Origin of the sequence: Winogradskyella vidalii, assembly GCF_013403955.1 — a bacterium.
Lineage (GTDB): Bacteria > Bacteroidota > Bacteroidia > Flavobacteriales > Flavobacteriaceae > Winogradskyella > Winogradskyella vidalii.
In genome coordinates this window covers 1-24,694 of sequence record NZ_JABFDG010000008.1, presented here as the reverse complement: position 1 = coordinate 24,694, position 24,694 = coordinate 1, and the positions used below count along the sequence as shown (strand labels likewise).

Genomic DNA, 24,694 nt, shown 5'->3' with positions numbered 1-24,694 from the left:
TTATTTTGATTTTATAGTTAAACTTTAATTGTTCTTAATCTTAATGCGTTGGCTATAACTGAAACCGAACTAAAACTCATTGCTAATGCTGCAATCATTGGCGATAATAAAATTCCAAAAAACGGGAATAAAACACCTGCCGCAATTGGTACACCTAATGTGTTATAGATAAGTGCAAAGAATAAATTCTGTTTAATGTTTTTCATTACAGCATGGCTTAAATTTCTGGCTTTTACAATACCGTGCAAATCGCCTTTTACCAAGGTTATCATGGCACTTTCTATAGCTACATCTGTTCCTGTACCCATTGCGACACCTACATCACTTTTAGCAAGTGCTGGTGCGTCATTAATACCATCGCCTGCCATAGCAACAACTTTTCCTTTTTCTTGTAATTTCTCTACTTCTTTAAGTTTGTCCTCAGGCAACATACTTGCTTTAAAATCTGTAAGATTTAGTTCTGTTGCTACTGCTTGTGCTGTGTCGTGATTATCGCCTGTTAACATGATGACTTCAATACCTTTGTCTTGAAGTTCTTTAATGGCTTTGGCGCTAGTTTCCTTAATTTTATCGCCTATTACTACATAACCAGTAACCTTTTTATCTAACGATAAATAAGAAACTGTTTTCCCCTGTTTCTGATATACTTTAGCTTCTTCTTCCATCTGCAAGGTTATCCCAGCATTGGCATAATCCATCATCTTAGGATTTCCTAATGCCACCTTTTTATTATTAATAGTAGCTTCTACACCTTTACCTGTAATTGCACTAAATGCTTCTGATTTTAAAATTTCAGCGTTTTGTTCTTTTCCATATTTAACGGTAGCTTCTGCCAATGGATGTTCGCTGTTTTTGTTCAACGAAACAATATATTCCAGAATGTCACTTTCGCTAAAACCAGTATCAAAAGAACCTACTGTTTCAACGGTTGGTTTTCCTTCAGTAATTGTTCCTGTTTTATCTACAATTAGTGTCGTAACCTTATCCATTTTTTCAAGTGCCTCAGCATTTTTAATTAAAACACCATTTTGAGCACCTTTACCAACACCAACCATTACAGACATAGGTGTTGCCAATCCTAAAGCGCAAGGACAGGCTATTATCAAAACAGCGATAGCATTTACAAACGCATAAACATAAACTGGTTCTGGTCCCCAAATTGCCCAAACCGCAAAAGTTAGTAAAGAGATAATGACCACAACAGGCACAAAATAACCTGATACTTTATCGGCTAAATTTTGAATTGGCGCACGACTCCTACTGGCATTGTTAACCATGTGGATGATTTGAGAGAGTAGCGTATCACTCCCCACTTTTTCAGCTTTCATTAAAAAAGACTGGTTGCCGTTTATTGTTCCGCTACTTACTTTATCATTTACTGTTTTATTAACGGGAATTGGCTCTCCAGTAATCATTGACTCATCAATAGTTGTATCTCCTTCTGTTATCGAACCATCCACAGGAATTTTATCGCCTGGTTTTACTTTTAGAATATCATTTAATTCAATAGCATCGATGGTAACTTCAACATCTTCGCCATCTACAACTTTTATAGCTTTATTGGGTGCTAGCTTTAACAATTCTTTTACTGCTGAATTGGTTTTACTATGCGCACGAGCTTCTAAAAGTTGACCTAAAAGCACTAATGTTAGGATAACGGTTGCTGCTTCAAAATAAACGTGTACTGCTCCAGATTCCGTTTTGAACTGACTTGGAAAAATGTCTGGAAAAAACATACCAAAAACACTAAATAACCAAGCAACACCAGCACCTATTCCAATAAGTGTAAACATATTAAGATTCCACGTTTTTATACTTTTATAGGCACGTTCAAAGAACATCCATGTTGCATAAAAGACGACAGGAATTGATAATGCGAACTGAATCCAATTCCAATATTTTTGTTCCATGATGTCATACAATGGATTATTGGAAAGCATTTCGCTCATTGCGATTAAAAAAATTGGCAATGTAAATACTACTGCAATCTTAAACTTTTTAAATAATTTTTTATAGGTTTTCTCTTCTGCTGAACTATCTGCTTCCATTGGTACTAAATCCATTCCGCATTTAGGACAAGCACCTGCTTCATCTTTTATTATTTCTGGATGCATGGGACACGTCCATTGCTCTGATGAAGTTGTGGATAGATTTTGTTCTTCGACTAAATCCATTCCGCATACAGGACAATCGCCTGGTTTATCATAGATCTTATCGCCTTCGCAATGCATAGGGCAATAAAATGTACCTGTGCCTTTACCTTTTGGCTGTTTTTCCTTTTCTACTTTTGTATGAAGGTGTTCTCCTAATTTATGAATACTATATTTTCCGCCATCCTTCTTTAAAGCTTCTTGAAACCTTTCTATTGGAATATGAGATTCCATCTCGATAGTTGCTTCTGCTTTTTCTAAATCAACAGAAGCCTTTGAAACACCTTCCACTTTTGAAAGTGTTTCTTCTACGTGACTACGACAACCGTTGCAAGTCATTCCGTGTATGTGATATGTATGTTTCATTATTGCTGTGTTAAATAATTAATAATCGTGGTTTGCACATAGTAGGTTTTAACAGACTCAATTTGATTCATTTGAAACTTCAATTGCAATTCTTGTATATCCAAAACGTCATTAAAATCAATCGTTCCTGTTTCGTAATTTTTAATAAGAATCTGTTCAGCATCTTTAGCTTGCTTTAAATTTTTAGCTTGGGTTTTGTAACTTATTCTTGATGAAACCTTATCGTTTATTGCTTTGTCTAATAGTGTTTCTAAAGTATTTGTACGCTCTTGTTTTTGTGCCAAAATCTCTTGCTGTTGCAACTCATTTTGTTTGGTTTGGGATTTGTACTTATTATTGAATATGGGAATAGATAATGATACCATAGGCATAATTATATCTTTTCCATTGTCACTAAAATCCATGTTAGGACGTTTATCAACATTGATATAATCTAAACCGAAACCAATCATAGGACTGCTTTCTTTTTGGTTTAATAATTCGGATTGCTCTACCGACTGATAGAGTTTATCGAATTTCAGTAATTCAGGATGTAGGTCCAAATTTTCAGAAGTTATTTCAAAATCTTCTGAGGGAATTATTAACTCGTTAACAACAGAAACTTCTACATCTTTATCACGATTTAAAAGCTTATTCAAAGTAGTTTGCTCCGCTAAAAATTGTCGACTTAAAACATCCAATAATTGTTGCATTTCATTTTGACGCATTTGTAATCGCAATACATCTACAGCTGAAGCTTTGCCAACTTCAACTGATGTTAAGGCTAATATTTCGTAGGTTTTAAGTAGTTTAATGTTCTCGTTTAAAACATCTTGTTTTGCCTTATTAGCATACAAATTGTAATAGGATTGCGATACCGAAGCCATCAATTTTCTTTTAGCAATAACAATGTCCTCATATTTAGCATCTGCCAAAGCACTCACATAGTTTTCTCTTGCAGTTATGTTTCCAAACCAAGGCAACATTTGTTTAGCAGATACTTTAAAGCGTTGCGCTCCTGTTCGAGTTTCTGGTTCGCTTACGAAGTAACCCACTCCAAATTCGGTATTAGGTAATGTATTTACTTCATTCACTTTTTCGGAAGCAATGCTATACTGTAATTCAAACTTTTGAATTTCAGGATTGCTATTTAATGCTTCACTAATAAGTGTTTCTAATTCTTGTGCATTAGAAACACTAAAAGTTAATAAACCTATGAGTGTATAAATTATTCTTTTCATTTGTTTGCTCTTTTCAATTTAAACTCTTCTCTCCAGCTATATAATACTGGCACAATAAAGTAAGAGGTAATGTCTATAACCATGCCTCCAAATATTGGAATTGCCATAGGTATCATAATATCACTTCCTTTTCCTGTGGATGTCAATACTGGAAACAGCGCCAAAATGGTAGTTACAGTAGTCATTAAACAAGGACGAATACGTTTTTCGGCTGCCTGTAAAGCGGAAGCTCTAATGCTCTTTCTATCAGAAGGTTTTTCACGCTCAAAAGTTTGCGTGAGATAGGTTGCCATTACAACACCATCATCGGTAGCAATACCAAATAATGCTATAAAACCTACCCAAACTGCGACACTTAAATTGATGGTTTTCATATTGAAAAGATCTCGCATATTCTCTCCAAACAAACTGAAATTAAAAAACCAATCTTGACCGTACAGCCATATCATTATAAAACCACCTGCAAATGCAACTGTTATTCCTGTAAACACCATTAGTGAAGTAGTAACAGATTTGAACTGGAAATACAGAATCAAGAAAATAATAGCAAGTGCTAATGGAACGACAACTGAAAGTGTTTTTTCAGCTCGTAACTGATTTTCATAAGTACCTGTAAATTTATAACTGATGCCTTTAGGAACAGTTAATTCTCCTGAATCTATTTTCTGTTGAAATAGAGCTTGTGCATTTTCAACAACATCAACTTCTGCAAATCCATCTAATTTATCAAACAATACGTAGCCGACTAAAAAGGTGTCTTCACTTTTAATGACTTGTGGACCTTGCTCATATCTAATAATTGCTAATTCACTTAATGGAATAGGACTTCCTTTTTCAACAGGAATATAAATTCCTTTTATATCTTCTGGATTACCACGTAGCTCTCTAGGATATCTAACTCGAACAGCATAGCGCTCTCTTCCTTCAACAGTTTGAGTTATAGCCATACCGCCAATTGCTACTTTTAGCACACTTTGTACATCTTCTATGGATACACCATAACGTGCTATTTTTTCTCTATCAATATCAATAAGTAAATAAGGTTTACCTACAATTCTATCTGCAAAAACAGCTTGCTCTTTTACACCTTCAGCTTGTTTAAGAATGGTTTCTAGTTGCAATCCAAAAGCTTCGATTTGTTTTAAATCTTGCCCTTTTACTTTTATTCCCATAGGTGCACGCATTCCTGTTTGAAGCATGACCAATCTGGTTTCTATGGGTTGTAATTTTGGAGCAGAAGTAACTCCTGGTAATTTGGTAACTCTAACTATTTCATTCCAAATATCATCAGGACTATTAATCTCTGGTCGCCAATTACGATAGAATTCGCCATCATTATCTTCGATAAGTTGAGCATGTCCAACTTTTGTAAAAACAGTATTTTCTGAATTATTAGGGTTGGCGATGAATGTTCCATCTTTCAACTCAAAAGCACCATCGTCGTTTACTTTGTAACGTTGTCTTTTTCCTTTTGAATTACGCATGTAATCAGATTTATACTGAATCATGTTTTCGTACATGGACAAAGGCGCAGGGTCTAATGCAGATTCTGTTCTACCAGATTTTCCTACTACGGTTTCAATTTCTGGAATGGTGGCTACAGCCATATCTAATTGCTGAAGCACACGTTTATTTTCCTCAACACCGGAATGCGGTAATGAGGTTGGCATTAATAGAAAAGAGCCTTCGTTTAGAGATGGCATAAATTCTTTTCCTGTATTATTCATTATCCATCCTCCAGAAACAAGCACAGTTGCTGGAATAATTAAAAATAATAACTTGTTTGCTAAAGCCCAATTTAAAATTTGACCATAGTACCTTCTAAAAATTGAAAATATTCCTAAAATTCCGAAGCAAATAATAGCCACAAAAATTAAGTTTACTAGAATACTTCTGTCAAAGCCTAATGGTCTCCAATATTCGGCAAGTAAAAATATAATGGCAGTACATGAAATAATAATATTTACAAGATTGCTGTTTTTTTTATTTAGTTTACCCAAAACTCCAAGTAAACCTGTAATACCAAAAGCAATTAAAATAATCCCTAGCCAATATCCAGTAACCATAATTGCGATTCCAGCAATTATTAAAGCACCATTTATAATGTATTTAAATGAACTTTTAAGTAATGTTTTTCTGAATAAATAAGCTGCGAATGGTGGAATTAGAAATAAGGCAATAACCAAAGATGCTGATAATGCCATCGTTTTGGTAAATGCTAAAGGTCTAAACAAATTTCCTTCTGCACCAATCATTGTAAATACAGGCACAAAGCTGATGATTGTAGTTAATACCGCAGTTAAAATTGCTCCTGAAACTTCGGCAGTCGCATTATAAACTACTTCATTTGTTGTTAACTCTGTACCATCTTCTCGTAGTCTTAATTTTTCGTCATCGAGATGGCGAATCATATTCTCTGCGAGAATGACACCTACATCTACCATAGTTCCAATAGCAATAGCAATACCAGAAAGTGCTACAATATTGGCATCTACGTTAAACAGTTTCATGGTAACAAATACCATTAATACTGCAACAGGTAACAATCCAGAAATTAAAACAGAAGCTCTTAAATTGAAAACCATAACAATAATAACCAAAATGGTAATTAATATTTCTAGTGTTAATGCTTCGTTTAGTGTGTCTAATGTTTCTTGAATAAGTTCGGTACGATCATAGAAAGGAACTACTGTTAATTGAGATGTTCGTCCATCTGCCAATACTTTTGTTGGTAATCCTCCTTTTAGTTCTTCAATTTGCGCTTTTACATTGTTAATGACTTCCATCGGATTAGCACCATATCGCGCCACTACAACACCACCAACAACCTCTGCTCCTTCTTTATCCAATATGCCTCTTCGTGTTGCTGGACCTAATGATACTTTAGCTATGTCTTTAATCTTAATTGAAGTAAAATCTTCGGAAGTAACTACAGCATTTTCAATATCTTCAACAGATTTCACATAACCCAAACCACGCACTAAATATTCAGCTTGATTGATTTCTAAAGTCTGCGCACCAATATCTTGATTGCTACTTTTAACCGCTTTTACAACTTGGTTTAAACCAATGTTATATTGACGCATCAACTCTGGATTGACATCAACTTGATACTCCTGAACATAACCACCAATGGAAGCTACTTCAGAAACCCCACTTGCAGTAGATAAAGCATATTTTACATAGTAATCTTGAATGCTACGCAGTTCGTGTAAATCCCAACCACCAGTAACATTTCCGTTTTCATCTCGACCTTCAAGAGTGTACCAAAATATTTGTCCTAAACCTGTGGCATCTGGTCCTAATGCAGGATTAACACCTTCTGGTAATAATCCACTTGGTAATGAATTGAGTTTTTCTAGAATTCGACTGCGACTCCAATAGAATTCTATATCTTCTTCAAAAATGATATAGATGCTTGAAAACCCAAACATAGAAGAACTACGAATGGTTTTTACTCCTGGAATACCGAGTAAAGAAGTCGTTAAAGGATAAGTAATTTGGTCTTCTATATCTTGTGGCGAACGACCATCCCACTTTGTAAATACAATTTGTTGATTTTCTCCAATATCTGGAATGGCATCTACCGCTACAGGGTTGCTTGGTAAAAATCCTGTGTCCCAATTAAAAGGTGCGTTTACAGTTCCCCATCCAACGAAAAGGACGAGTAGCAAAACTGCTACGAGTTTGTTTTCTATTAAAAATTTGATGCTTTTATTTAGCATTAGCTTTGATTATTAAACAGTTAGACATTGGCGTTAAGAAAACACCGAATACAGCAAATTATCCTTATGACATCATACAGTCATAGGATAAAACAGTCTATTGTTTAAAAATCAAATTAAATAAGTCTCGTCAATCTTGAAGATTTCCTTTATGACGAGTGGTGGTTCGTATTCTTCAAAAGAAGATACATTGTTGTCTAAACCTTCAAAAAGGTTAATATAAGTGTAAACAAATGAAGCGATGAATACCTGTTGCTCTAAAGAAATTTTGTCAACTTGCAGTTGTAGTTCGTATTGCCCATCAACTACCAATTGTTCATCATTACAACAATTCTTTTTTGTAATAGAACAACCTTTAGTTGAAGGATTATCCATTTCCATTCCGCATCCTTCAGCTTTATGGAACATAGCAGTTTCTACCAAAGTATCTCCACAATAATGCATACTAAGGGTAAATGACATTGTAGAGAATAACACTACAAAAGCCATTGACAAAGACATTATTTTATGGAATACTTGTTTCATACTGATTGCAAAGTTACGAAATTTTGAAATGATAGTAATTAATTAACAAGAGTTTAAGTATTCTGTAATAGTAATTACAGTCAAAAACCACTAATTCATTTCAAATTAAATGAATCTAATAAAAAATGAAAATGTTGTACCTATGTTGTACCTGAACAAAAAAAGCTCCTCAAAATTGAAAAGCTTTTGTCTACGATAACGCAGTTTAAAATGTGCGGGAGAAGAGACTCGAACTCTCACACCTCGCGGCACCAGATCCTAAGTCTGGCGTGTCTACCAATTCCACCACTCCCGCATTTTAATATTTTAATAACTTTTTCTTGCCTAATTCCTAAGTCTAGCGTGCCTTTGACCAAATAACACCAAAGCCACTCATTTACAACCAAGTACAGAACATATCATTTTCTTTGATATTATCTAACATCAGCTGATTTCAGCATTTGCTGTACCCATGTTGTACCTAAAAAGACCAATAAATTTATATCTTTGAGGTAATTCATAGGTAAAAACTACATTCAAAATTGAATGTTGTACCTGTGTTGTACATGACTTGACTTTCGTGATCAAAACAGGTTAATTATGTCATCAAATATTAAAATGGTTCTTCGTAAAAAAGCAAATTCAAAAGGTCTCTACCCTTTAGCAATTCGGATTACGAAAAATCGTCGTTCAACGTATCAATATGTTGGTCATTATATTGACATTGAGGATTGGGATTAGAAAAAAATTAGAGTTAAAAAATCTCATGTAAACTCAAATAGCTTAAACAGTCTATTATCTCTAGAATTATCAAAATTAAACAAGACATTAATACCCCCTTCAGTCTAAAAAAAAGACGCTTCGGCTAATCAAATTAAGAAGGAGTTATACAGTTCTGGTAGAAATTCTACATTCTTTGAACTTGAGCAAGAACACTTAGATGATTTAGAAAGTTTAGAAAAACTCAATAGACTCTCTGCTGATAAAGCTTGGATTAGTTATATACTCAAATACTATAAATCTAAACAACTCACTTTTCAAGAAATTGACGAACGCTTTTTGAAAAAGTTAATGTTGTATTGAAAAACTAAGCATAAACTCTCAGAAACAACTATAATGAATATTATGGTACTCATTCATTTATTATACAATAGAGCAACAGAACAGAAAATTGTAAGTAGAGAATTATACCCATTTTTGGAGGAAATAAAATAAAAATTAAGTTTCCTGAATCTATAAAAATAGGACTTAATATTCAGGAAATTAAAATTATTGAAAGTTTAAATGATCTATCGCCTAGTCAAAAACAGGCAAGAAATGTTTGGCTTGTCAGTTTTTACTTTGCCGGGATGCGAGTTTCGGATGTTCTTTTTACCCAATGGTCAATGGTTTATGATGGAAGATTGAACTACAAGATGAGCAAGAACACCAAAATTGCATCACTCAAAATACCTCAAAAAGCAATGACAATTTTGAAGTATTATGAAAATAATAAAAATGGAGTTGATGATTTTATTTTTCCTGAAATGAAAAAGGTAGATTTCAGTAACGCCAAAGACGTTTATAATAAAATCAAAGTGGCGACCAGTAAATTCAACAAGAACCTAAAATCAATTGCTAAAAAAGCAGGTATCAACAAGAAAGTAACAATGCATATTGCGAGGCACTCATTTGGAAACATCGCAGGGATTCTATTCATCCATTGATGTCACAAAAGCTTTACCGACACAGCGATTTGAAAACCACCATAAACTATCAAGCTAACTTTATCCACAAAGATGCCGATGATGCTTTGGATAGCGTTATAAATTTTTAGTTGAATTTTTCATTCTCTACAATACTCTACTCCAAAATTCAAATTGAATCCTATCTACAATTCAATTACGTTTCCCACGCTCCAACCAGCTTCTTACCCCCATCATAAGTAAAGCCAGAACCCCAAAGAGTAAGGTTAACCAAGGAGTATAAACCACACTTTTAGTAGCTATTAGCCATCCACCAGCTGTAGTTCCTAAAGTGATTCCTAAATTTCCAAATGAAGTGGCAAGACTATTTGCAAATTCTAGGGATTTAGGTGCAGATGAAATCATATAGGTAGAAGCATTTAAAAAACTTGGAGAATACAAAAATCCCCATATTCCTATAACTACAATTGTAGCCACTGTATTTCCTCCTGAAAAATGCAGTAATATCGGTATCAGGATGGTTCCCAATAGGAAGAAAGCAGTGGTTTTTGTAATATTCTTATCCAACATCTTTCCAGCCATCCAATTCGCCAGTACCCCAATGATTCCAAATACAAACATCATATAACTCACCATCGTATTGTCCATATTTTTGGCCTTATTTAGGTAAGCTGCAAAATAGCTGTAGGTAGAAAACCAGACGGCTATCATAAAGAAATTCATTGCCGTACTTGCTATAAAAGTAGGTTGTTTCAATATTTTTAATTGACTCCCATACGTCTTTTTCTCTGTTACGGGCATATTAGGTAAAACAGTGTATATTGCGATTAATGCGATTAATGCGATAACGCTAATCGCTGATTTCACATAAAACGAATATTCCCAAGAAAATATACTGGCTATTTAAGTAGCAAAAGGAACGGTAGTCACCATTGCAATGGCCACACCACTAAAAACAATGCCTACGATTTGGTTACTTCACAAAACGAAAAAGTGGTGTAATTTTGAGCATTGAGAATATTGTTTTTGATAAAGAAGAACTCTACTTCGTTATCCAAATTAAGAATAATTCTACATTGGATTACGATTTGAATTTCTTGAACCTTTCGATTGAAATTCGGCAAGAAGGAAAAAGAAAATCATTGCAACGTCTCTATCAAGAACCGATATACAAACATAATCTACCGTCTAAAATCAAGGAAAGTGAAACGGTACGATTTGTTTATGTGATGCCTAAATTTTCATTGTCCAACAATCGTAGAGCGATTTTGGAATTGAACGAGAAAGATGGCGAACGCAGTATAAAACTGAAAATATCGCACAAGTATGTCAATAACCCAAATTAATAATACCGTGCAAAAACTTCTTTATTATTCGATAGCCTTTATTTTCATTTTCTGTGCAACGGGAAAAGATAATAACCCAGCTGAAGTAGCTGAGACCATAACTGAAAGCTTTTCCAAAAACGATGAACCCCCATTAAATTAAAAAACCGCCGATAGCGGATATTTGGCTTACAAAGCAATTATGGGCATTTTCTTGGATATGAAATTTGCAGATAGTGAATTCCAATTAATCGATGAAGTTATTAATAATGATGTCGCTTGGTTAAAATACTTAACTGCTATTTACGATGTACCTGGTACCTTTAAATTGGAAAAGGTGGATGGGAAATGGTTGGTTAGTGCAAGGCATCCGAGGGTGGAGGTGCCGTTTTAGAATATTTCATTTTATCAACTTGATAATTGTTCCTTTTTTAAACTTTTTCTGTGGATTATTCTAAACCATAATATTGGGGGATTTTATGGTTTATCATTAATTATGAAAGTAGCAGCGAAGAAATACGCTATGGTCTTTTTAACTAAGTTTATTGGATAAAATAAATTGTTCTCTTGCAACTAGACGGATATCGATAATTAAATTTTAAAAACTAAAGTTTAATATTTGAATTACAAAAATATTATGATTATGATGCCACTACCTTTCTAAAGAGGCAAAATTCTGTTTAACAGAATACATACAGCCCTTAACAAAACGCTGGTGCTTAACAATTTGATAACTTTAATTACGGAAAAACCGTAATTTTAATTTAAAATACACCAATACCTTTAACTCAAATAAAAAACCTAATCTATCATGAGAAATTATCTTAAACAATCATACCAATTAAAAGAAGTAAAATACTGCGTTAATACCCTGTTTTTCTTATTTACACTATTATTTATCGCTTGCAACAATGATGATGACAATAACTCTGGCCAAAACCCAATCTCACAATTACCACCCGCGACTCAGACTGGTGCCAATACATTTGGTTGCCTGTTGGACGGAGAGCCTTTTTTACCAGGAGGAGGTACCAATCCTCTAGATTGTGTTTATCAACTCATAAATGGTGAGAGATTTTTTAATGTACAAGGTAATGCGCAAGATGAGAATTTCAATTTAATTGGTCTCTCTCTCTCTACAAATGCTAAAGAGATACAAGAAGAAAGCACATATATATTGATAGAAAATAATCCAAATAATGCTTTTGGTGGTTACTTTTTCAATTCAGGTTTTGTTTATACCGATAGCACTAATTCTGGTGAGCTACATATTACTCATCTTGATTTAATAAATCAAACAGTTTCAGGAACTTTCTTTTTTGATGTGATTGACCAAAACGGACACCTACATGAAATAAGGGACGGTCGATTTGACATGCAGTTCACTCAGTAAAATACCTACTTTCGAAGGTATCTCAATTAATAATGAGCGTTGCTGTAGCAACACTCTAATATTGAATATAGACTCAAAGTTAATTATTAATCCATATTCATACACAAAAAGATAAACATCACCTTTTGTGTTTTTCCAATAATGTGTAAAAAAATTTGGATCAAATCCTTCCTGAGTAAGCATGCTTGACCGAACTATAACTTTACCGCCTTTATTATATTCCTTCAATATTTTTCTGTTAAGTTTTAGCTGATTGTCGACTTTATTATAGAATCGTTCCGGTTTATCTTTTGCTTGTTGATATTGATAAGCACTTTTACACTGTGGGTCGCAAAATTTCTTATCGGTTCTTCCCTTTAACTCTTTCCTACAATACAGACAAGTTTCATAAAATCTCATGTTTCCTAAATTAAGTGTATGTTATACGTATCCTATTCGAATAAGATACGATTAAATCGTTTACATCCATTACATTGCATTAAATACTACTTTATGGAAAAAGGAAGGAGCATTACTTTAAAGCATCTTTTAATAAAAGATAAAAGATATATCGGCTTACAATTCAATACAGATAAAATTATTCAGGCCCTTGTTAAAGAATTGCCTGACGTAAGATGGAGCAATGAATTTAATATGGCTTACATTTTAAACACAAATAAAAACCTGAATAAAATATTCAATATTTTCAGTGGGGTTGTTTGGGTGAATTGTAATTACTTTTTTGATAAAAAACCAATAAATGATAATATTGAGCCTATGGATATCACGTGGTTTAAACAACGATCTCTACCAAATAATTTTCGACACTGTCCTACTTCGTACTTAGATAAGTTACAATTAAAAAAATACGCTAATAATACTGTAAAATCTTATATTCTTGCTTTTGAAACCTTCATAAACTACCACAAAGCCAAAGAATTGATACAGATCAATGAAAATGATGTTAGGAACTATATTCTCAAATTAATTCAAGAAAACAAATCTGATTCTTATATAAATATAGCTATCAACAGTATCAAATTTTATTACGAATCTGTACTTGGTATGCCAAATCGTTTTTATCAAATAGAACGACCTAGAAAAGCAAAAAAATTGCCAAAAGTTCTTTCAAAAGAGGATGTTTTAAAAATCATTACAAATACAAATAATTTAAAACATAAATGTATTGTAAGTCTTTTGTACTCATCTGGGATTAGAAGAAATGAATTAATCAATTTAAAAATTACAGATATTGATAGTAAACGAATGCTAATACTCATTGAAGCCGCTAAAGGTAAAAAGGATCGTTATACGTTACTTTCTAATACATTATTAAAAGATTTACGTGACTACTATAAACAATGGAAACCAGAAACTTATATTTTTGAAGGAGGGTATGGAAAACAATATTCCGCACAAAGCGTTGGCCAAATAGTAAAAAATGCCGCAATAAAGGCAGGAATACAAATTACTGTAACACCACATATGCTAAGGCATAGTTTTGCAACTCACCTTTTAGAAGATGGCGTTGATTTAAGACAAATCCAAGTTTTATTAGGTCACAGCTCTACCAAAACAACGGAGATTTACACCCATGTTGCCACGACTACTTTTAAGAAAATTAAGAACCCTTTAGATCTTTAAGAATATATAAAGGATATATATAACATATGTTTTATATATCTTATATTTGGGTATATATAGAACATATGTTCTATATACTATTGTTGTGCAACATTAACCACTCAAACTCTGAATGACGATTAAGAAAATTTCAACTATATTAAATTGGATTGGTGGTTTATCTGCAATTTGGCTTTTCGCTTATCCGAAATTTTATGGACTTTCTGTTTTGGTAAATATTCTGATTCCTATTATCGGAATTTTATTTGCACTAAAGCATCAAGGGAAAGTTGGAATTGATTATAGAAAATGGAACAACACACCAATTCCAAAAATAGATTCAGCGATTCTATTTCCATCATTTGCTTTAATTTTAAGGGCATTAATCGATATTAAAATAATTGGATTTACAAACATCTTTATCTATGCTTTAATAATTAGTATTCCTTTAATTTCAATCTTGTTTTACGGGACAAAAGAATATTTAGTTGGAAAGAAAATATTTGCTGGATTCTTTTGGGGAATTCTATTCTTATTTACTTTTGGTTGCGGAACAGCAATTTTGACAAATACACTTCTTGACCAATCCAAACCTGAATTTTATAAAGCAAAAATTATAAATAAGAAAATTGAAAACGGGAAAACCATAGCGTATAGAATTGATTTTGAACCTTGGGGTCCAATTACGGAAAATGACTTAATGCGTGTCTCTAAAACTGAATTTGAAAGACTAAATGTGAATGACTCTATCGAATTGGAATTAAAATCTGGATTTTTAAAAACTCAATGGACAAGAAAAAAATAACGTTGCACAACACCGTGTATAATTAATTGCTTTATTTAGCTTACTTGCGAAAATTCCTGCGGAATTTTCACGGGTTCGTAAAAGTTTGCTAACTTAGTTGCTAAACCACGCAACTAACCATACACAAACACGTTGGCATTAATACGAAAAAATGACTGTACCTGAAATAATTACCGAATTAAAAAAGTCACCTTTATTTAACTTGTCATTAAGTTCAAAAGAATTATTTCATAGTAATTTTATTGCTTGGATTTGTGAAAATTATCAAATAAGTTTCGGAGAAATTCTTGCGAATCATTTTACAGAGAAATTTAATTTTTCAGATAAAAAAATAATTTCAGTTCAACGAGAAACTAGAAATTTGGATTTAACAATAGAATTTAACCAAATCAAAATAATCGTTGAAAACAAAGTTAAAAGTGTTCCCGACAGACAACAACTAATAGATTACAAAGGAAAAAGTAATTCAAATAATATTTTTGTTTTACTTACAATCATAAAGCCAAGTTTTGAGTTAAAAGATTTAGGTTGGGAATTATTAACATATAGAGATTTAGGAATTTTATTATCTAATTTAATAGATAGAATTATAGATGATTATCACAAAAAAATAATTCAAGATTACATCTACTTCATAAACAATCTATCAGATTTATTAAAACCATTAAGTTTAAACATCGAAGATTCTTATTATGACTTTTACGGCTCTGATTACAAACTTTTCAAAGAAATAAGACTTCACGATTTATACATCAAATACAACTACGCTGAATTAGTTAAAGAAATAGAGAAATATTTAAAATCTAATTTAACCAATAAAGAAGTTAAAATTGGAAAAAGGTATTCCCACGAAACGAATAGAAACAAAGTAGTTATTAGCACAACTCTAGTTAATGGAAAAGGAGTTATTAATATTGACTTTTCAGACCAAGATGAAATTATTTACGGAATTATGCTCGATGGAGGTAGATACAATCACTATTTATATGCTTGGGGAGAAAAGGAAAAAGAGAAAATTGAAATTGCAGATAAGTTACAACTTGACAAAAAATGGTTTCTATTTGACTTTGTAAACGAAAATGAAGTATATCCTAAAAACGGAAAAAATTATAACCGATTTGGAAAAAGTATGATATATCGTTCTATCAAATTAAATAATAATACTTTATTAAGTGTTTTATTAGAGAGAATATTAAAAGATGTAAATAAACTAACTGAAATAAGTACTAATGCCAACAACGTGTATAATTAATGGCTGGTTCTCGCCTACTTACGAAAATCCTCGCGGATTTTCTATTCGGTTTTTATTTGCTAAATTAGGTGCTTAGTCACGCCACTAATCATACACAAAACCGTTGGCAACAAGCTAAAAAAACCCGAGATTATAAATGATATTACAGCAAAAAACATTAGAAAAACTTCGGGAATTAATAAATGAAGAAACCGAATATAGGAAAGGACACGAATTAGTGAAATTTTTTAATGAACTAGGGTTTAATGATACTTATGGACAAGGCTTCCCTTCGAGATGGATTTACACAGATGAAAAACTGAAAAACATAAATGGAAGTCCCAAAATCGATAAATGTATAAAGAAACTGTTTGCACCTGTAAATTACATAAGTCGATTTGCAGAGTTAGACGGATTTATTACAGATTTTAATCAATATTTAGCTTTTGATGGTTGGAAAGTAATTAGAGATAAAACTGAAATTAAATTTAAAAAAGCTGGAGAAATTGACTTTGAAACTACAGAACAAAAATCCGAATTAAAAGAAGATGACTTTTTAAATCGTGAATTTGAAGATGTCAAAATAGACTTAATTGGACTTGACGGAACTATAACTGAAATTCTAAATTTAAGATTTGAGGAAATTAAAAAATGTTTAGGTTCAGATGCACCTTTATCTGTAATATTTATGTGTGGCAGTACTCTTGAGGGAATACTTTTAGGAATTGCAATGAAAAAACCGAGAGAATTTAATACAGCTAATTCATCACCTAAAGATAAAGAACAAAAAGTTAAACCCTTACACGAATGGACTTTGAATAACTTAATTAATACAGCTTTTGAACTTGGATTAATTAAAGAAGATGTGAAAAAGTTTAGTCACTCATTGAGAGACTTTAGAAATTATATTCATCCATTTCAACAATTAAGTTCTGGATTTAATCCTGACAAACATACCGCAAAGATTTCTTGGCAAGTTCTGAAAACAGCAATTCATCAACTTGGGAAATAAAGCCAGATTGCCAACACCGTATATAATTTATTGCTGGCTTTTTGCTTACTTACGAAAGTCCTCGCGGACTTTCTTTGTCGGTAATTATTTACTAAATTAGTTGCTTAAAACACGCAACAAACCATATACAACAACGTTGTGTGCAATGCCCAAACAAACCGTTGAAAATTGAACTGATTGAAAAATAGATTATTTAGAATAGGAAAAAATGCACTCGCGATTTGGGGAGGAATATCATTAATTGGAGTAATTCTGATTTTAGGCTATCTCGCCTACTCTACTTCAATCGGAAATAAAACTGTCGAGAACAAAGCGACAACATCTGACGTAAGATTCGTGCTGAATTGGTGCAGACTTGGAGACCAAAGAATTGAAAAAGTGCTGAATAGTTACGAATCGGGACGTTCATTCACAGGCGATTATCTTGATGCTTATGCAATAGAAATCTCAAATGTGACAGAAATGGAACTGCAAAATAGTAAAGGTTGGCATCGATTAGATAGTTTGCCAAAAGTATTAAATGATGCAGTGGAATTAGCAAATGGTTGGCAATATCAAATTCCTTGGTTTCCGAAAAGGGAAGAACTGAATCCTGAAAGCGTTTATGTTTATCCTTGGAGTATATACTGTCACGGAACTGACCCAACTGGAACAGAATTAATTTTTGTAATACCAAAAGATAAAATGGTTTATTACATTGGAACTAAAATGTAAAAAGCACAGACACACAACACCGTGTATAATTAATTGCTTTTTTAGGCTTACTCACGAAAATTCCTGCGGAATTTTCTCTGGCAAGTAAAAGTTTGCTAAATTAGCTACCAAACCACGCAACTAACCATACACAAACACGTTACCACACATATGAGAAAAATCCTGCTTATTACATTAATTCTGTTTACAAATCTAATTTATAGCCAAACAAAAGGGACTGTACTTGACAGTATATCGCAAGAACCAATTCCATACGTGAATATTTGGGTTGAAAACGAAAACATTGGAACAACTTCAAACGAAATTGGTCAATTCGAGATTAACGAATCTTTGAAAGACAAAATTCTGATTTTTTCTGCAATTGGTTTTAAAAGTAAAAAAGTAAATTCCAATACAATTGAAAAAAAGATATTATTAAGTCCTGAAATTACTGAATTAGAAGAAGTTTTAATTTCAAATAGTTCTATAGATAAAGAATTTAAAGTTGGAGAATTCGAGGAGTCTGACGTTGGATTAAATATGGCTTGTTGGTCAAGGCCTTGGATACTCGCAAGATTTTTTCCATACGAGAAAGATTACGATGAAACTCGATTTATAAAATCAATAAAAGTTAGGACTACAAGTGATATTAAAAACGCAAAATTTAATATTCGACTATACGCAAAAAATGAAAATGGAGAACCTGGAGAATTTCTTTATAACAAAAATATAATTGGAATCGCAAAGAAAGGTAAAAGGCTTACCGAAATCGACCTGTCTGAATATGATATCTATTTTCCTGAAGATGGACTTTTTATCGCTATAGAATGGTTAATCATTGAAGAAAACAAGTATGAATTCAAAGTTAAGTGGGTTGATACTAAAAAAAAAGAAAAGAAAATTTCTTATGAACCAGCATATGGAGTTATTCCAAGTGAAACAGGTGAAAATAGCATGATTTACATTTCTGGTAAATGGCGAAAAATTTGGAAAAGTAAAAGTCCTGAAAAATACAAAGACAAATATGGATTATTAGCAATGGAACTAACTCTAACAGATTAAGTATAAATTTGTAAACCATAAGCCTAGACGAATCAATAAAAAATGAAAATAAAAACCACAATTAGTCTTATTTTATTATTCTTGCTCGTTTTCATAACATATGGACAAACAGAAAGAGACCATATAATTAATGATTCGATTTATCCAATTATTCACAATTCTGAAAATTATCAAGAAGTAAAAAATAGAATTTTGAATTTAGAAAAATCTTATGGCTATGAACCAGAGTTAAAATATTCCTTGATTAATTACAGCTTCCGAAATAATGACATACAATTCTTTAAAAAAGAAGTAAAGATTTTAGTAGAAAAATATGGATTGCAACTAATCTATTTGAATGGCAAAGAGTTTTATTACGATGCAATAACAAAAGGAGAATTGGCTGAATGGTTTAAGGACATGTACTTAACAAGCCATTTTGTTTGGATGAAAAACAATTTTGACAAGCAAATTCCTCTAAAAAAACTGAATGAAATAAAAACAAAAGACCAGCTTATTAATCAATATACAAGTCAAATTTGGAACGAATTAGAACTTGATTCAACACAAAAATCAATACAAAATAAATTAATTTCCGATTTCTATTATTCAAATATTTCAGAATTATATGAAATAGCTAATAGTAACAATAAATATCCTAGCGCTAAAAGTTTTGCCATAATTCAAAACAATTTTTATGTAGCAGAAATTCATAATTTACAAGCAAAATCAAATATTGAAAGATTTTGGACATTATTTTATCCTTATTTCAAAAAAGCATATTTAAATAATGAAATCACTTATTCGATTTTTAAAACTTATGACCAAATGAGTTTTGTGCATTTTGGTAATCAACATTTTGGACTATTGGAAATTGACAAAATTCCTGAAATCTATAAAAAAGAAAATTTCATAGAAGTGCCAATCGTTGATTTGGATTTTTACAAGAAAATAAAAAAGGAATTTAACTGGAATTAAAATACGTGTGGTAACACCGTGTATAATTAATTGCTATGTTCTTCTCTACTTGCGAATATTCCTGCGGAATATTCACAGGTTCGTAAATGTTTGCTAACTTAGTCGCTAAACCACGCAACTAAACATACACAAACACGTTGCCAACAATATGAAAAACAGCCTGCTAATAATAACTCTTTTATTATTTCAATTTGGAAAAAGTCAAGAAATAGACTTGTCCGATTGGGAAATGGATAGTATACCAACTAGCTTTAAAGAATTGAATGAAGCCAGTAACTCAAAGTATCGTTGGAGTTTCAATAACTTAAATGATACAATTACAATTGTAGAAAATAAATACACTAGAGTTAATGGAGACGAATTGCCTTTCTCAATTGATAGTGTAAAGAACATAAGCGGAACAAAATATATTAAAACTGTATTTAATGGTTATTTGATTGGATATAATCACGGCGAATTTGGAGGTGGTTTAAAATTTATTTCAACCTATAACGATTATAATTATACATTGGAGCTAATCGACAAAAATGATGAATGGAAATATCCTTACATCCCAAAGAATGTATGCGACATTTTTGAATTTAATGACAAAATCTATGCAACTAGAGGTTTGGCACATATGATTGACGGAAATGGAGGTCTTTATGAAATTATCTTTAAAGATGGTAAATGGAATTATAAATTCGAATCAAAACTGCCAGGAACACCAGATATTACTTTTGTGCATAATAATTCATTATATATAATTACTACACAACATATTTTAAGGTTTGATGAAAACGAAAAAATGACTACACTTTTAAAATCACCAATTTATTGGGGCTATTTATATCCAACAAATTCGTTTATAAAGAAAAATGACATTTATTTAGCAATGAGAAAAGGAATTTTAATAATCAGAGATTTTGAGTCTGAACCGAAATACGAATGGCATACTAAAAAAATACTGTAGGCAACACCGTGTATAATTAATTGCTTGGTTCTTCACTACTTGCGAAAATTCCTGCGGAATTTTCACGGGTTCGTAAAAGTTTGCTAACTTAGTTGCTAAACCACGCAACTAACCATACACAAGACCGTTGCCTGCAAGCTGAAAAAACAACCGAAACAAACATATGGAACCAAAAATTTGGATTAGTAAAATAACATTTAGTGACAACACAACTATTGAATTTGAAAGTAATGACATAATTGCAATTGTAGGTCCAAACAACTCGGGTAAAAGTGCCTCTTTGAAAGAAGCGTCAAACTTTTTAAAAACTCAAAACACAAAGAGTAAAGTTATCAAAGCAATAGAATTTTCAAAGAGTGGTTCAGATTCTGAGTTGATTGAATATTTAGAAAAAATTTCCAAAAAAGAATATACAACAAATCCAGAGCCTTATTACAACGGAATGGGATATAGAATCTACGGAGGTTCTGTCAAAAGTTGGTGGAACAATGTTTCGTCTGGAATAGATAATTTATCAATCGTATTTTCAAAAAATCTCACAACTGAAGAGAGATTAAAAGCTGCTAATCCTGCATCTAATATAAAACTAACAACTGAATCCCCTAAACATCCAATAAATTTACTTCAAAAGTCAGATAAAATAGAAAAACAGTTTAATCAATATTTTAAACAAGCCTTTGATTTAGATTTAATTGTCCATCGAAATGCAGGTAATGAAGTTCCTTTATATGTTGGTAAAGCACCCAAAATTGTAAGTGGACAAGATAGGCTTTCCGAATCTTATCAAATTGAGTTAGAAAAACTAGATTTATTACACGAGCAAGGAGATGGAATGAGAAGCTTTGTTGGAGTGTTATTAAATGCTTTTATTGGTAGTCAAAATTTATTATTCATAGATGAACCAGAAGCATTCTTACATCCACCACAAGCAAAACTTTTAGGTAAAATGTTAGCTACAGATTTACCTTCAAGTACGCAGCTTTTACTTGCAACTCATAGTCTAGATTTTTTGAAAGGGCTTTTAGAGGGAAGTTCCAAAAACTTAAAAATAATACGAATTCAACGAAACGGAAAAATCAATAATGTTAACACGTTAAATAATAGTGAAATTGATTCAATATGGAGTGATTCATTATTAAGACATTCTAATATTCTAGACGGTTTATTTCATACAGATGTTATCATTTGTGAAAGTGATTCTGATTCACGTTTTTACTCTGCGATTCTATCTGCCGTAAATGAAAAAAAAGGAATTTCAAACTCGGACACTCTTTTCATTCAATGCGGTGGCAAGCATAGAATTCCAACTGTAATAAAAGCTTTAAAAAAATTAAATGTCCCAGTAAGCTCAATATGTGATTTTGATGTATTAAACGCCAAAAACCCGTTAAAGGATATTTACGAAGAATCTGGTGGAAAATGGATAGATATTGAGAAAGATTGGAAAATTGTCAAAGAAGCCATAGAATCCAAACGACCTGAATTGGAAGTGAATGAATTAAAAGAAGAGATTGATACAATTTTTCAGACAATTAGCGTAAAAATAATGCCTAAAGAAAAGTTATCTGCAATTGGAAAATCTTTAAAAAAAGCGTCTGCTTGGGCTCACGCAAAACAAGTTGGAAAATTATTCATCCCAAGTGGACAAGCTACGCAAGCTTATGAAAGATTAATTGAAAACCTCAAATCAAAAAAAGTATATGTTGTTGAGTTAGGAGAATTAGAAAGCTTTGTGAAATCTGTTGGGAATCACGGACCAAAATGGGTAAATGAAGTTTTAACTAAAGATTTAATAAATGACGCGGAAATTGAACCTGCAAGAAAATTTATTGAAGAAATATCCCAAAAATAAAAAGCCAGCAGGCAACAACGTATATAAAAAATAGCGGTTTAGGTGCTTAAACGAAAGATAAATAATAAAATAAAGGTCAGTTACAATCCGAAAAATTAGTGCGTGAAATCCGCTACTTTTCATATACAAGACCGTTAGCAAACATAAAAAACCACGATTATGAAAAAAACAATTATTCTTTTATTTAGCATTTTATTATCTATAACATTTTCGTCTTGTGAAAACGACGATACAATCAATGAAGAAGAACAAATTCAAATAGTTTGTGATGGAGATTACATTTTAAAAACTCAACAAGAAGTTAATGAGTTTGGGAGTTCTGGCTGTACAGATTTAACAGGTAATTTAATAATTGACGATTCTTTAGATGGCATATATGATATTGTAAATTTAGAACCACTTAATAACATAATGAGTATTGCAGGCAATTTAGAAATAGGTTCTAATAATAACTTAACACAAATTAATGCTTTTACAAATTTGAAAACAATTGGACAAAATGTAACTATTGGCTCAAATGAAAATATTACTCAAATAAACGGTTTTAATGAATTGTTAACCATAGATAGAAATTTTATTATCGTTACTAACAATGGTCTAATACAGATAAACGGATTTAACAAATTAGCAACTATTGGATATGTTTTTAGAATTCAACAAAATGATAATTTAAATGAAATTAGTGGATTTGAATTATTTAGACAGTGTTGGTTATAACACCTTAATAGGTCCAGGCTTTCATATACAACAAAACGAAAATCTCGCATCAATTAGCACTTTCAATAATCTATCTCAAATAGATGGCGATTTAAATCTTGCTCAAAACCCAAAATTATTAAGTATAACAGGTTTTAATGCTTTGACAGAAATCAGTAATGCAGGAAAACTTCTAATAAACAGAAACTTTGAATTAAATGAAATTGTAGGTTTCGATAATCTTAATTCAGTTTTTGATGTTAAAATATGGGGAAATACAGATTTAACCGAAATCAACGCATTTAGCACTTTATCCTCAATTATCGAAGACCTTGAAATTTATTCTAATGAAAATCTTTCATCAATTTCCTTCAATAATTTAGCGAGTATAGGAGATACATTCGATTTTAATGAAAATAATAGCATTTCAAATTTAGAAGGATTTTCCTCTTTAACCACAATTGGTGGAGATTTTATAATTTCAAATAATGAGAATATTTCTAGTTTAAATGGCCTATCTAACCTAAATTCTGTTTTTAATATTTCAATTGGCAATCCAAATCTATCAGACCTCTGTGGAATTACTAATTTAATTCAAAGTAACGGTGTTGCTGGAGAATATTTTGTTGGAGGAAATTTGTTCAATCCAACAATGTCAGATATAATGAATGGAAATTGTAGTCTGTAGAAAATTACGTTTGCTAACACCGTGTATAATTAATTGCTTAGTTTTAGCCTACTTGCGAAAATTCCTGCGGAATTTTCACGGGTTCGTAAATGTTTGCTAACTTAGTTGCCTAACCACGCAACTAACCATACACAAACACGTTGTAGGTAATTAAAAAAATGAATACGGAAAACAAAGAAGAATTAGAAAAACAAGAATCTGAAATCAGAAAAAATCTATTTCTTGTATTTGTACCGATTGCCATTATGATTTTCATTATTGCGAATTACCAATCAAACTCTTTAGAGCATAACAAAGAAAAATATTTAGAAAGTCGGAATACTAAATTTAACGGAATCGTAATTAAAAAAAGACAAGAAGGAGATTATACGAGAGCAGGAAGATTTGTTATTTTAGACAATTATCACGAGGAACGTGTTGAAAACAATACTTATTATAGAATTCAAATCGGAGATTCTGTTTATAAAAAAAGTGAAAGTGACTCAGTTTATTTTTATCTAAAAAATGGAGAAATCATAATTGAAGATTACAATGAATATTTAAGAAAGAATTATTATGAATTGCTAAATGAAAAATAACTACCTACAACACCGTATAAAAATAATTGCGGTTTAGTGCTTAATCAAAGGTCGTTGCGTGTTTGTAACGTCTGATTTTCCTTCGGAAAATCCTCGCATACAAACCCGCAACTATTCTTATACATCAACGTTGTGGCACATTTGAAAAACATCGAGATTTGATTAAAATATTTCAGAAATCATTAAAGAAAGAGCTTG

Annotated in this window: 22 protein-coding genes, 1 tRNA gene and 1 pseudogene; 18 read left to right on the top strand and 6 right to left on the bottom strand. The window is 31.9% G+C overall.

Annotated features, from left to right (window positions below; genetic code table 11):
- Positions 1-17: 17 nt before the first annotated feature.
- The 5 genes from HM982_RS15935 to HM982_RS15915 all read right to left on the bottom strand — a co-directional run bounded on the left by HM982_RS15935 (position 18) and on the right by HM982_RS15915 (position 8,281).
- Positions 18-2,516: a heavy metal translocating P-type ATPase gene (locus HM982_RS15935; protein ID WP_179354335.1), complete on the bottom strand. Its 2,499-nt coding sequence runs from the start codon at positions 2,514-2,516 to the stop codon at positions 18-20.
- On the bottom strand, positions 2,516-3,736 hold the full coding sequence (locus tag HM982_RS15930) for a TolC family protein (protein ID WP_179354334.1): 1,221 nt from the start codon (positions 3,734-3,736) through the stop codon (positions 2,516-2,518). The genes HM982_RS15935 and HM982_RS15930 overlap by 1 nt, the downstream gene beginning before the upstream one ends.
- Positions 3,733-7,461 carry an efflux RND transporter permease subunit gene (locus HM982_RS15925; protein ID WP_179354333.1) on the bottom strand — a complete coding sequence of 1,243 codons (3,729 nt, stop codon included), beginning with the start codon at positions 7,459-7,461 and terminating at the stop codon, positions 3,733-3,735. Before HM982_RS15925 ends, HM982_RS15930 begins: the two co-directional genes overlap by 4 nt.
- Positions 7,462-7,572: 111 nt before the next feature.
- Entirely contained in the window at positions 7,573-7,986 is a 414-nt protein-coding gene (locus HM982_RS15920) for an HYC_CC_PP family protein (protein WP_179354332.1), read from the bottom strand.
- Positions 7,987-8,199: 213 nt separating this feature from the next.
- A tRNA-Leu gene (locus HM982_RS15915) sits at positions 8,200-8,281 on the bottom strand.
- A gap of 284 nt (positions 8,282-8,565) precedes the next feature.
- Here HM982_RS15915 and HM982_RS18585 point away from each other — a divergent pair.
- From HM982_RS18585 to HM982_RS18575, 3 genes are all read left to right on the top strand, one after another.
- Complete coding sequence (locus HM982_RS18585; protein ID WP_317167435.1) at positions 8,566-8,706, top strand: Arm DNA-binding domain-containing protein; 141 nt, start codon at positions 8,566-8,568, stop codon at positions 8,704-8,706.
- Between the two features lie 132 nt (positions 8,707-8,838).
- A complete protein-coding gene (locus HM982_RS18660) occupies positions 8,839-9,048 on the top strand; it encodes a phage integrase SAM-like domain-containing protein (RefSeq protein ID WP_317167438.1) in 210 nt (69 codons plus the stop codon).
- A gap of 266 nt (positions 9,049-9,314) precedes the next feature.
- Positions 9,315-9,671, top strand: coding sequence for a tyrosine-type recombinase/integrase (locus HM982_RS18575; RefSeq protein WP_394354362.1), 357 nt, complete (start codon positions 9,315-9,317; stop codon positions 9,669-9,671).
- A 171-nt stretch (positions 9,672-9,842) separates the two neighbouring features.
- Here HM982_RS18575 and HM982_RS15905 read toward each other — a convergent pair whose 3' ends face one another.
- The gene (locus HM982_RS15905; protein WP_394354363.1) at positions 9,843-10,544 is read right to left on the bottom strand and encodes an MFS transporter; all 702 of its coding nucleotides are present in this window, start codon (positions 10,542-10,544) and stop codon (positions 9,843-9,845) included.
- 89 nt (positions 10,545-10,633) lie between these two features.
- On the opposite strand from HM982_RS15905, the pseudogene HM982_RS15900 reads away from it, so the two are divergent.
- The 15 genes and pseudogenes from HM982_RS15900 to HM982_RS15830 all read left to right on the top strand — a co-directional run.
- A pseudogene (locus tag HM982_RS15900) lies at positions 10,634-10,996 on the top strand (DUF4138 domain-containing protein); the annotation flags it as partial.
- A 181-nt stretch (positions 10,997-11,177) separates the two neighbouring features.
- Positions 11,178-11,369 (top strand): hypothetical protein, encoded by a 192-nt coding sequence (locus HM982_RS15895; RefSeq protein WP_179354331.1) that lies wholly within the window; start codon positions 11,178-11,180, stop codon positions 11,367-11,369.
- 417 nt (positions 11,370-11,786) lie between these two features.
- Positions 11,787-12,368 carry a hypothetical protein gene (locus HM982_RS15890; RefSeq protein WP_179354330.1) on the top strand — a complete coding sequence of 194 codons (582 nt, stop codon included), beginning with the start codon at positions 11,787-11,789 and terminating at the stop codon, positions 12,366-12,368.
- Positions 12,369-12,860: 492 nt separating this feature from the next.
- Positions 12,861-13,991 (top strand): site-specific tyrosine recombinase/integron integrase, encoded by a 1,131-nt coding sequence (gene xerA / locus HM982_RS15885; RefSeq protein ID WP_179354329.1) that lies wholly within the window; start codon positions 12,861-12,863, stop codon positions 13,989-13,991.
- 112 nt (positions 13,992-14,103) lie between these two features.
- On the top strand, positions 14,104-14,775 hold the full coding sequence (locus tag HM982_RS15880) for a hypothetical protein (protein WP_179354328.1): 672 nt from the start codon (positions 14,104-14,106) through the stop codon (positions 14,773-14,775).
- Between the two features lie 151 nt (positions 14,776-14,926).
- Positions 14,927-16,027 (top strand): PD-(D/E)XK nuclease family protein, encoded by a 1,101-nt coding sequence (locus tag HM982_RS15875; RefSeq protein ID WP_179354327.1) that lies wholly within the window; start codon positions 14,927-14,929, stop codon positions 16,025-16,027.
- A 136-nt stretch (positions 16,028-16,163) separates the two neighbouring features.
- Positions 16,164-17,018, top strand: a complete 855-nt coding sequence (locus tag HM982_RS15870) for a hypothetical protein (RefSeq protein ID WP_179354326.1) — start codon at positions 16,164-16,166, stop codon at positions 17,016-17,018.
- Positions 17,019-17,195: 177 nt separating this feature from the next.
- Positions 17,196-17,732, top strand: coding sequence for a hypothetical protein (locus tag HM982_RS15865; protein ID WP_179354325.1), 537 nt, complete (start codon positions 17,196-17,198; stop codon positions 17,730-17,732).
- A gap of 150 nt (positions 17,733-17,882) precedes the next feature.
- Positions 17,883-18,773 (top strand): carboxypeptidase-like regulatory domain-containing protein, encoded by an 891-nt coding sequence (locus HM982_RS15860; RefSeq protein WP_179354324.1) that lies wholly within the window; start codon positions 17,883-17,885, stop codon positions 18,771-18,773.
- A 42-nt stretch (positions 18,774-18,815) separates the two neighbouring features.
- Positions 18,816-19,730, top strand: coding sequence for a hypothetical protein (locus tag HM982_RS15855; RefSeq protein ID WP_179354323.1), 915 nt, complete (start codon positions 18,816-18,818; stop codon positions 19,728-19,730).
- Between the two features lie 148 nt (positions 19,731-19,878).
- On the top strand, positions 19,879-20,682 hold the full coding sequence (locus HM982_RS15850; protein ID WP_179007420.1) for a hypothetical protein: 804 nt from the start codon (positions 19,879-19,881) through the stop codon (positions 20,680-20,682).
- Between the two features lie 163 nt (positions 20,683-20,845).
- Positions 20,846-22,534: an ATP-dependent nuclease gene (locus HM982_RS15845; RefSeq protein ID WP_179354322.1), complete on the top strand. Its 1,689-nt coding sequence runs from the start codon at positions 20,846-20,848 to the stop codon at positions 22,532-22,534.
- A gap of 159 nt (positions 22,535-22,693) precedes the next feature.
- The gene (locus HM982_RS15840) at positions 22,694-23,251 is read left to right on the top strand and encodes a receptor L domain-containing protein (RefSeq protein WP_179354321.1); all 558 of its coding nucleotides are present in this window, start codon (positions 22,694-22,696) and stop codon (positions 23,249-23,251) included.
- A complete protein-coding gene (locus HM982_RS15835; RefSeq protein WP_179354320.1) occupies positions 23,208-23,918 on the top strand; it encodes a hypothetical protein in 711 nt (236 codons plus the stop codon). The genes HM982_RS15840 and HM982_RS15835 overlap by 44 nt, the downstream gene beginning before the upstream one ends.
- 158 nt (positions 23,919-24,076) lie before the next feature.
- A complete protein-coding gene (locus HM982_RS15830) occupies positions 24,077-24,496 on the top strand; it encodes a hypothetical protein (RefSeq protein WP_179354319.1) in 420 nt (139 codons plus the stop codon).
- Positions 24,497-24,694 lie beyond the last annotated feature (198 nt).

What these genes read in the sequence shown, in the direction of transcription:
- HM982_RS15935 (WP_179354335.1), bottom strand. Translation starts at nt 2,516, where the DNA reads ATGAAACATACATATCACATACACGGAATGACTTGCAACGGTTGTCGT.
- HM982_RS15930 (WP_179354334.1), bottom strand. Translation starts at nt 3,736, where the DNA reads ATGAAAAGAATAATTTATACACTCATAGGTTTATTAACTTTTAGTGTT.
- HM982_RS15925 (WP_179354333.1), bottom strand. Translation starts at nt 7,461, where the DNA reads ATGCTAAATAAAAGCATCAAATTTTTAATAGAAAACAAACTCGTAGCA.
- HM982_RS15920 (WP_179354332.1), bottom strand. Translation starts at nt 7,986, where the DNA reads ATGAAACAAGTATTCCATAAAATAATGTCTTTGTCAATGGCTTTTGTA.
- HM982_RS18585 (WP_317167435.1), top strand. Translation starts at nt 8,566, where the DNA reads ATGTCATCAAATATTAAAATGGTTCTTCGTAAAAAAGCAAATTCAAAA.
- HM982_RS18575 (WP_394354362.1), top strand. Translation starts at nt 9,315, where the DNA reads ATGCGAGTTTCGGATGTTCTTTTTACCCAATGGTCAATGGTTTATGAT.
- HM982_RS15895 (WP_179354331.1), top strand. Translation starts at nt 11,178, where the DNA reads ATGGGCATTTTCTTGGATATGAAATTTGCAGATAGTGAATTCCAATTA.
- HM982_RS15890 (WP_179354330.1), top strand. Translation starts at nt 11,787, where the DNA reads ATGAGAAATTATCTTAAACAATCATACCAATTAAAAGAAGTAAAATAC.
- xerA (WP_179354329.1), top strand. Translation starts at nt 12,861, where the DNA reads ATGGAAAAAGGAAGGAGCATTACTTTAAAGCATCTTTTAATAAAAGAT.
- HM982_RS15880 (WP_179354328.1), top strand. Translation starts at nt 14,104, where the DNA reads ATGACGATTAAGAAAATTTCAACTATATTAAATTGGATTGGTGGTTTA.
- HM982_RS15875 (WP_179354327.1), top strand. Translation starts at nt 14,927, where the DNA reads ATGACTGTACCTGAAATAATTACCGAATTAAAAAAGTCACCTTTATTT.
- HM982_RS15870 (WP_179354326.1), top strand. Translation starts at nt 16,164, where the DNA reads ATGATATTACAGCAAAAAACATTAGAAAAACTTCGGGAATTAATAAAT.
- HM982_RS15860 (WP_179354324.1), top strand. Translation starts at nt 17,883, where the DNA reads ATGAGAAAAATCCTGCTTATTACATTAATTCTGTTTACAAATCTAATT.
- HM982_RS15855 (WP_179354323.1), top strand. Translation starts at nt 18,816, where the DNA reads ATGAAAATAAAAACCACAATTAGTCTTATTTTATTATTCTTGCTCGTT.
- HM982_RS15850 (WP_179007420.1), top strand. Translation starts at nt 19,879, where the DNA reads ATGAAAAACAGCCTGCTAATAATAACTCTTTTATTATTTCAATTTGGA.
- HM982_RS15845 (WP_179354322.1), top strand. Translation starts at nt 20,846, where the DNA reads ATGGAACCAAAAATTTGGATTAGTAAAATAACATTTAGTGACAACACA.
- HM982_RS15840 (WP_179354321.1), top strand. Translation starts at nt 22,694, where the DNA reads ATGAAAAAAACAATTATTCTTTTATTTAGCATTTTATTATCTATAACA.
- HM982_RS15835 (WP_179354320.1), top strand. Translation starts at nt 23,208, where the DNA reads ATGAAATTAGTGGATTTGAATTATTTAGACAGTGTTGGTTATAACACC.
- HM982_RS15830 (WP_179354319.1), top strand. Translation starts at nt 24,077, where the DNA reads ATGAATACGGAAAACAAAGAAGAATTAGAAAAACAAGAATCTGAAATC.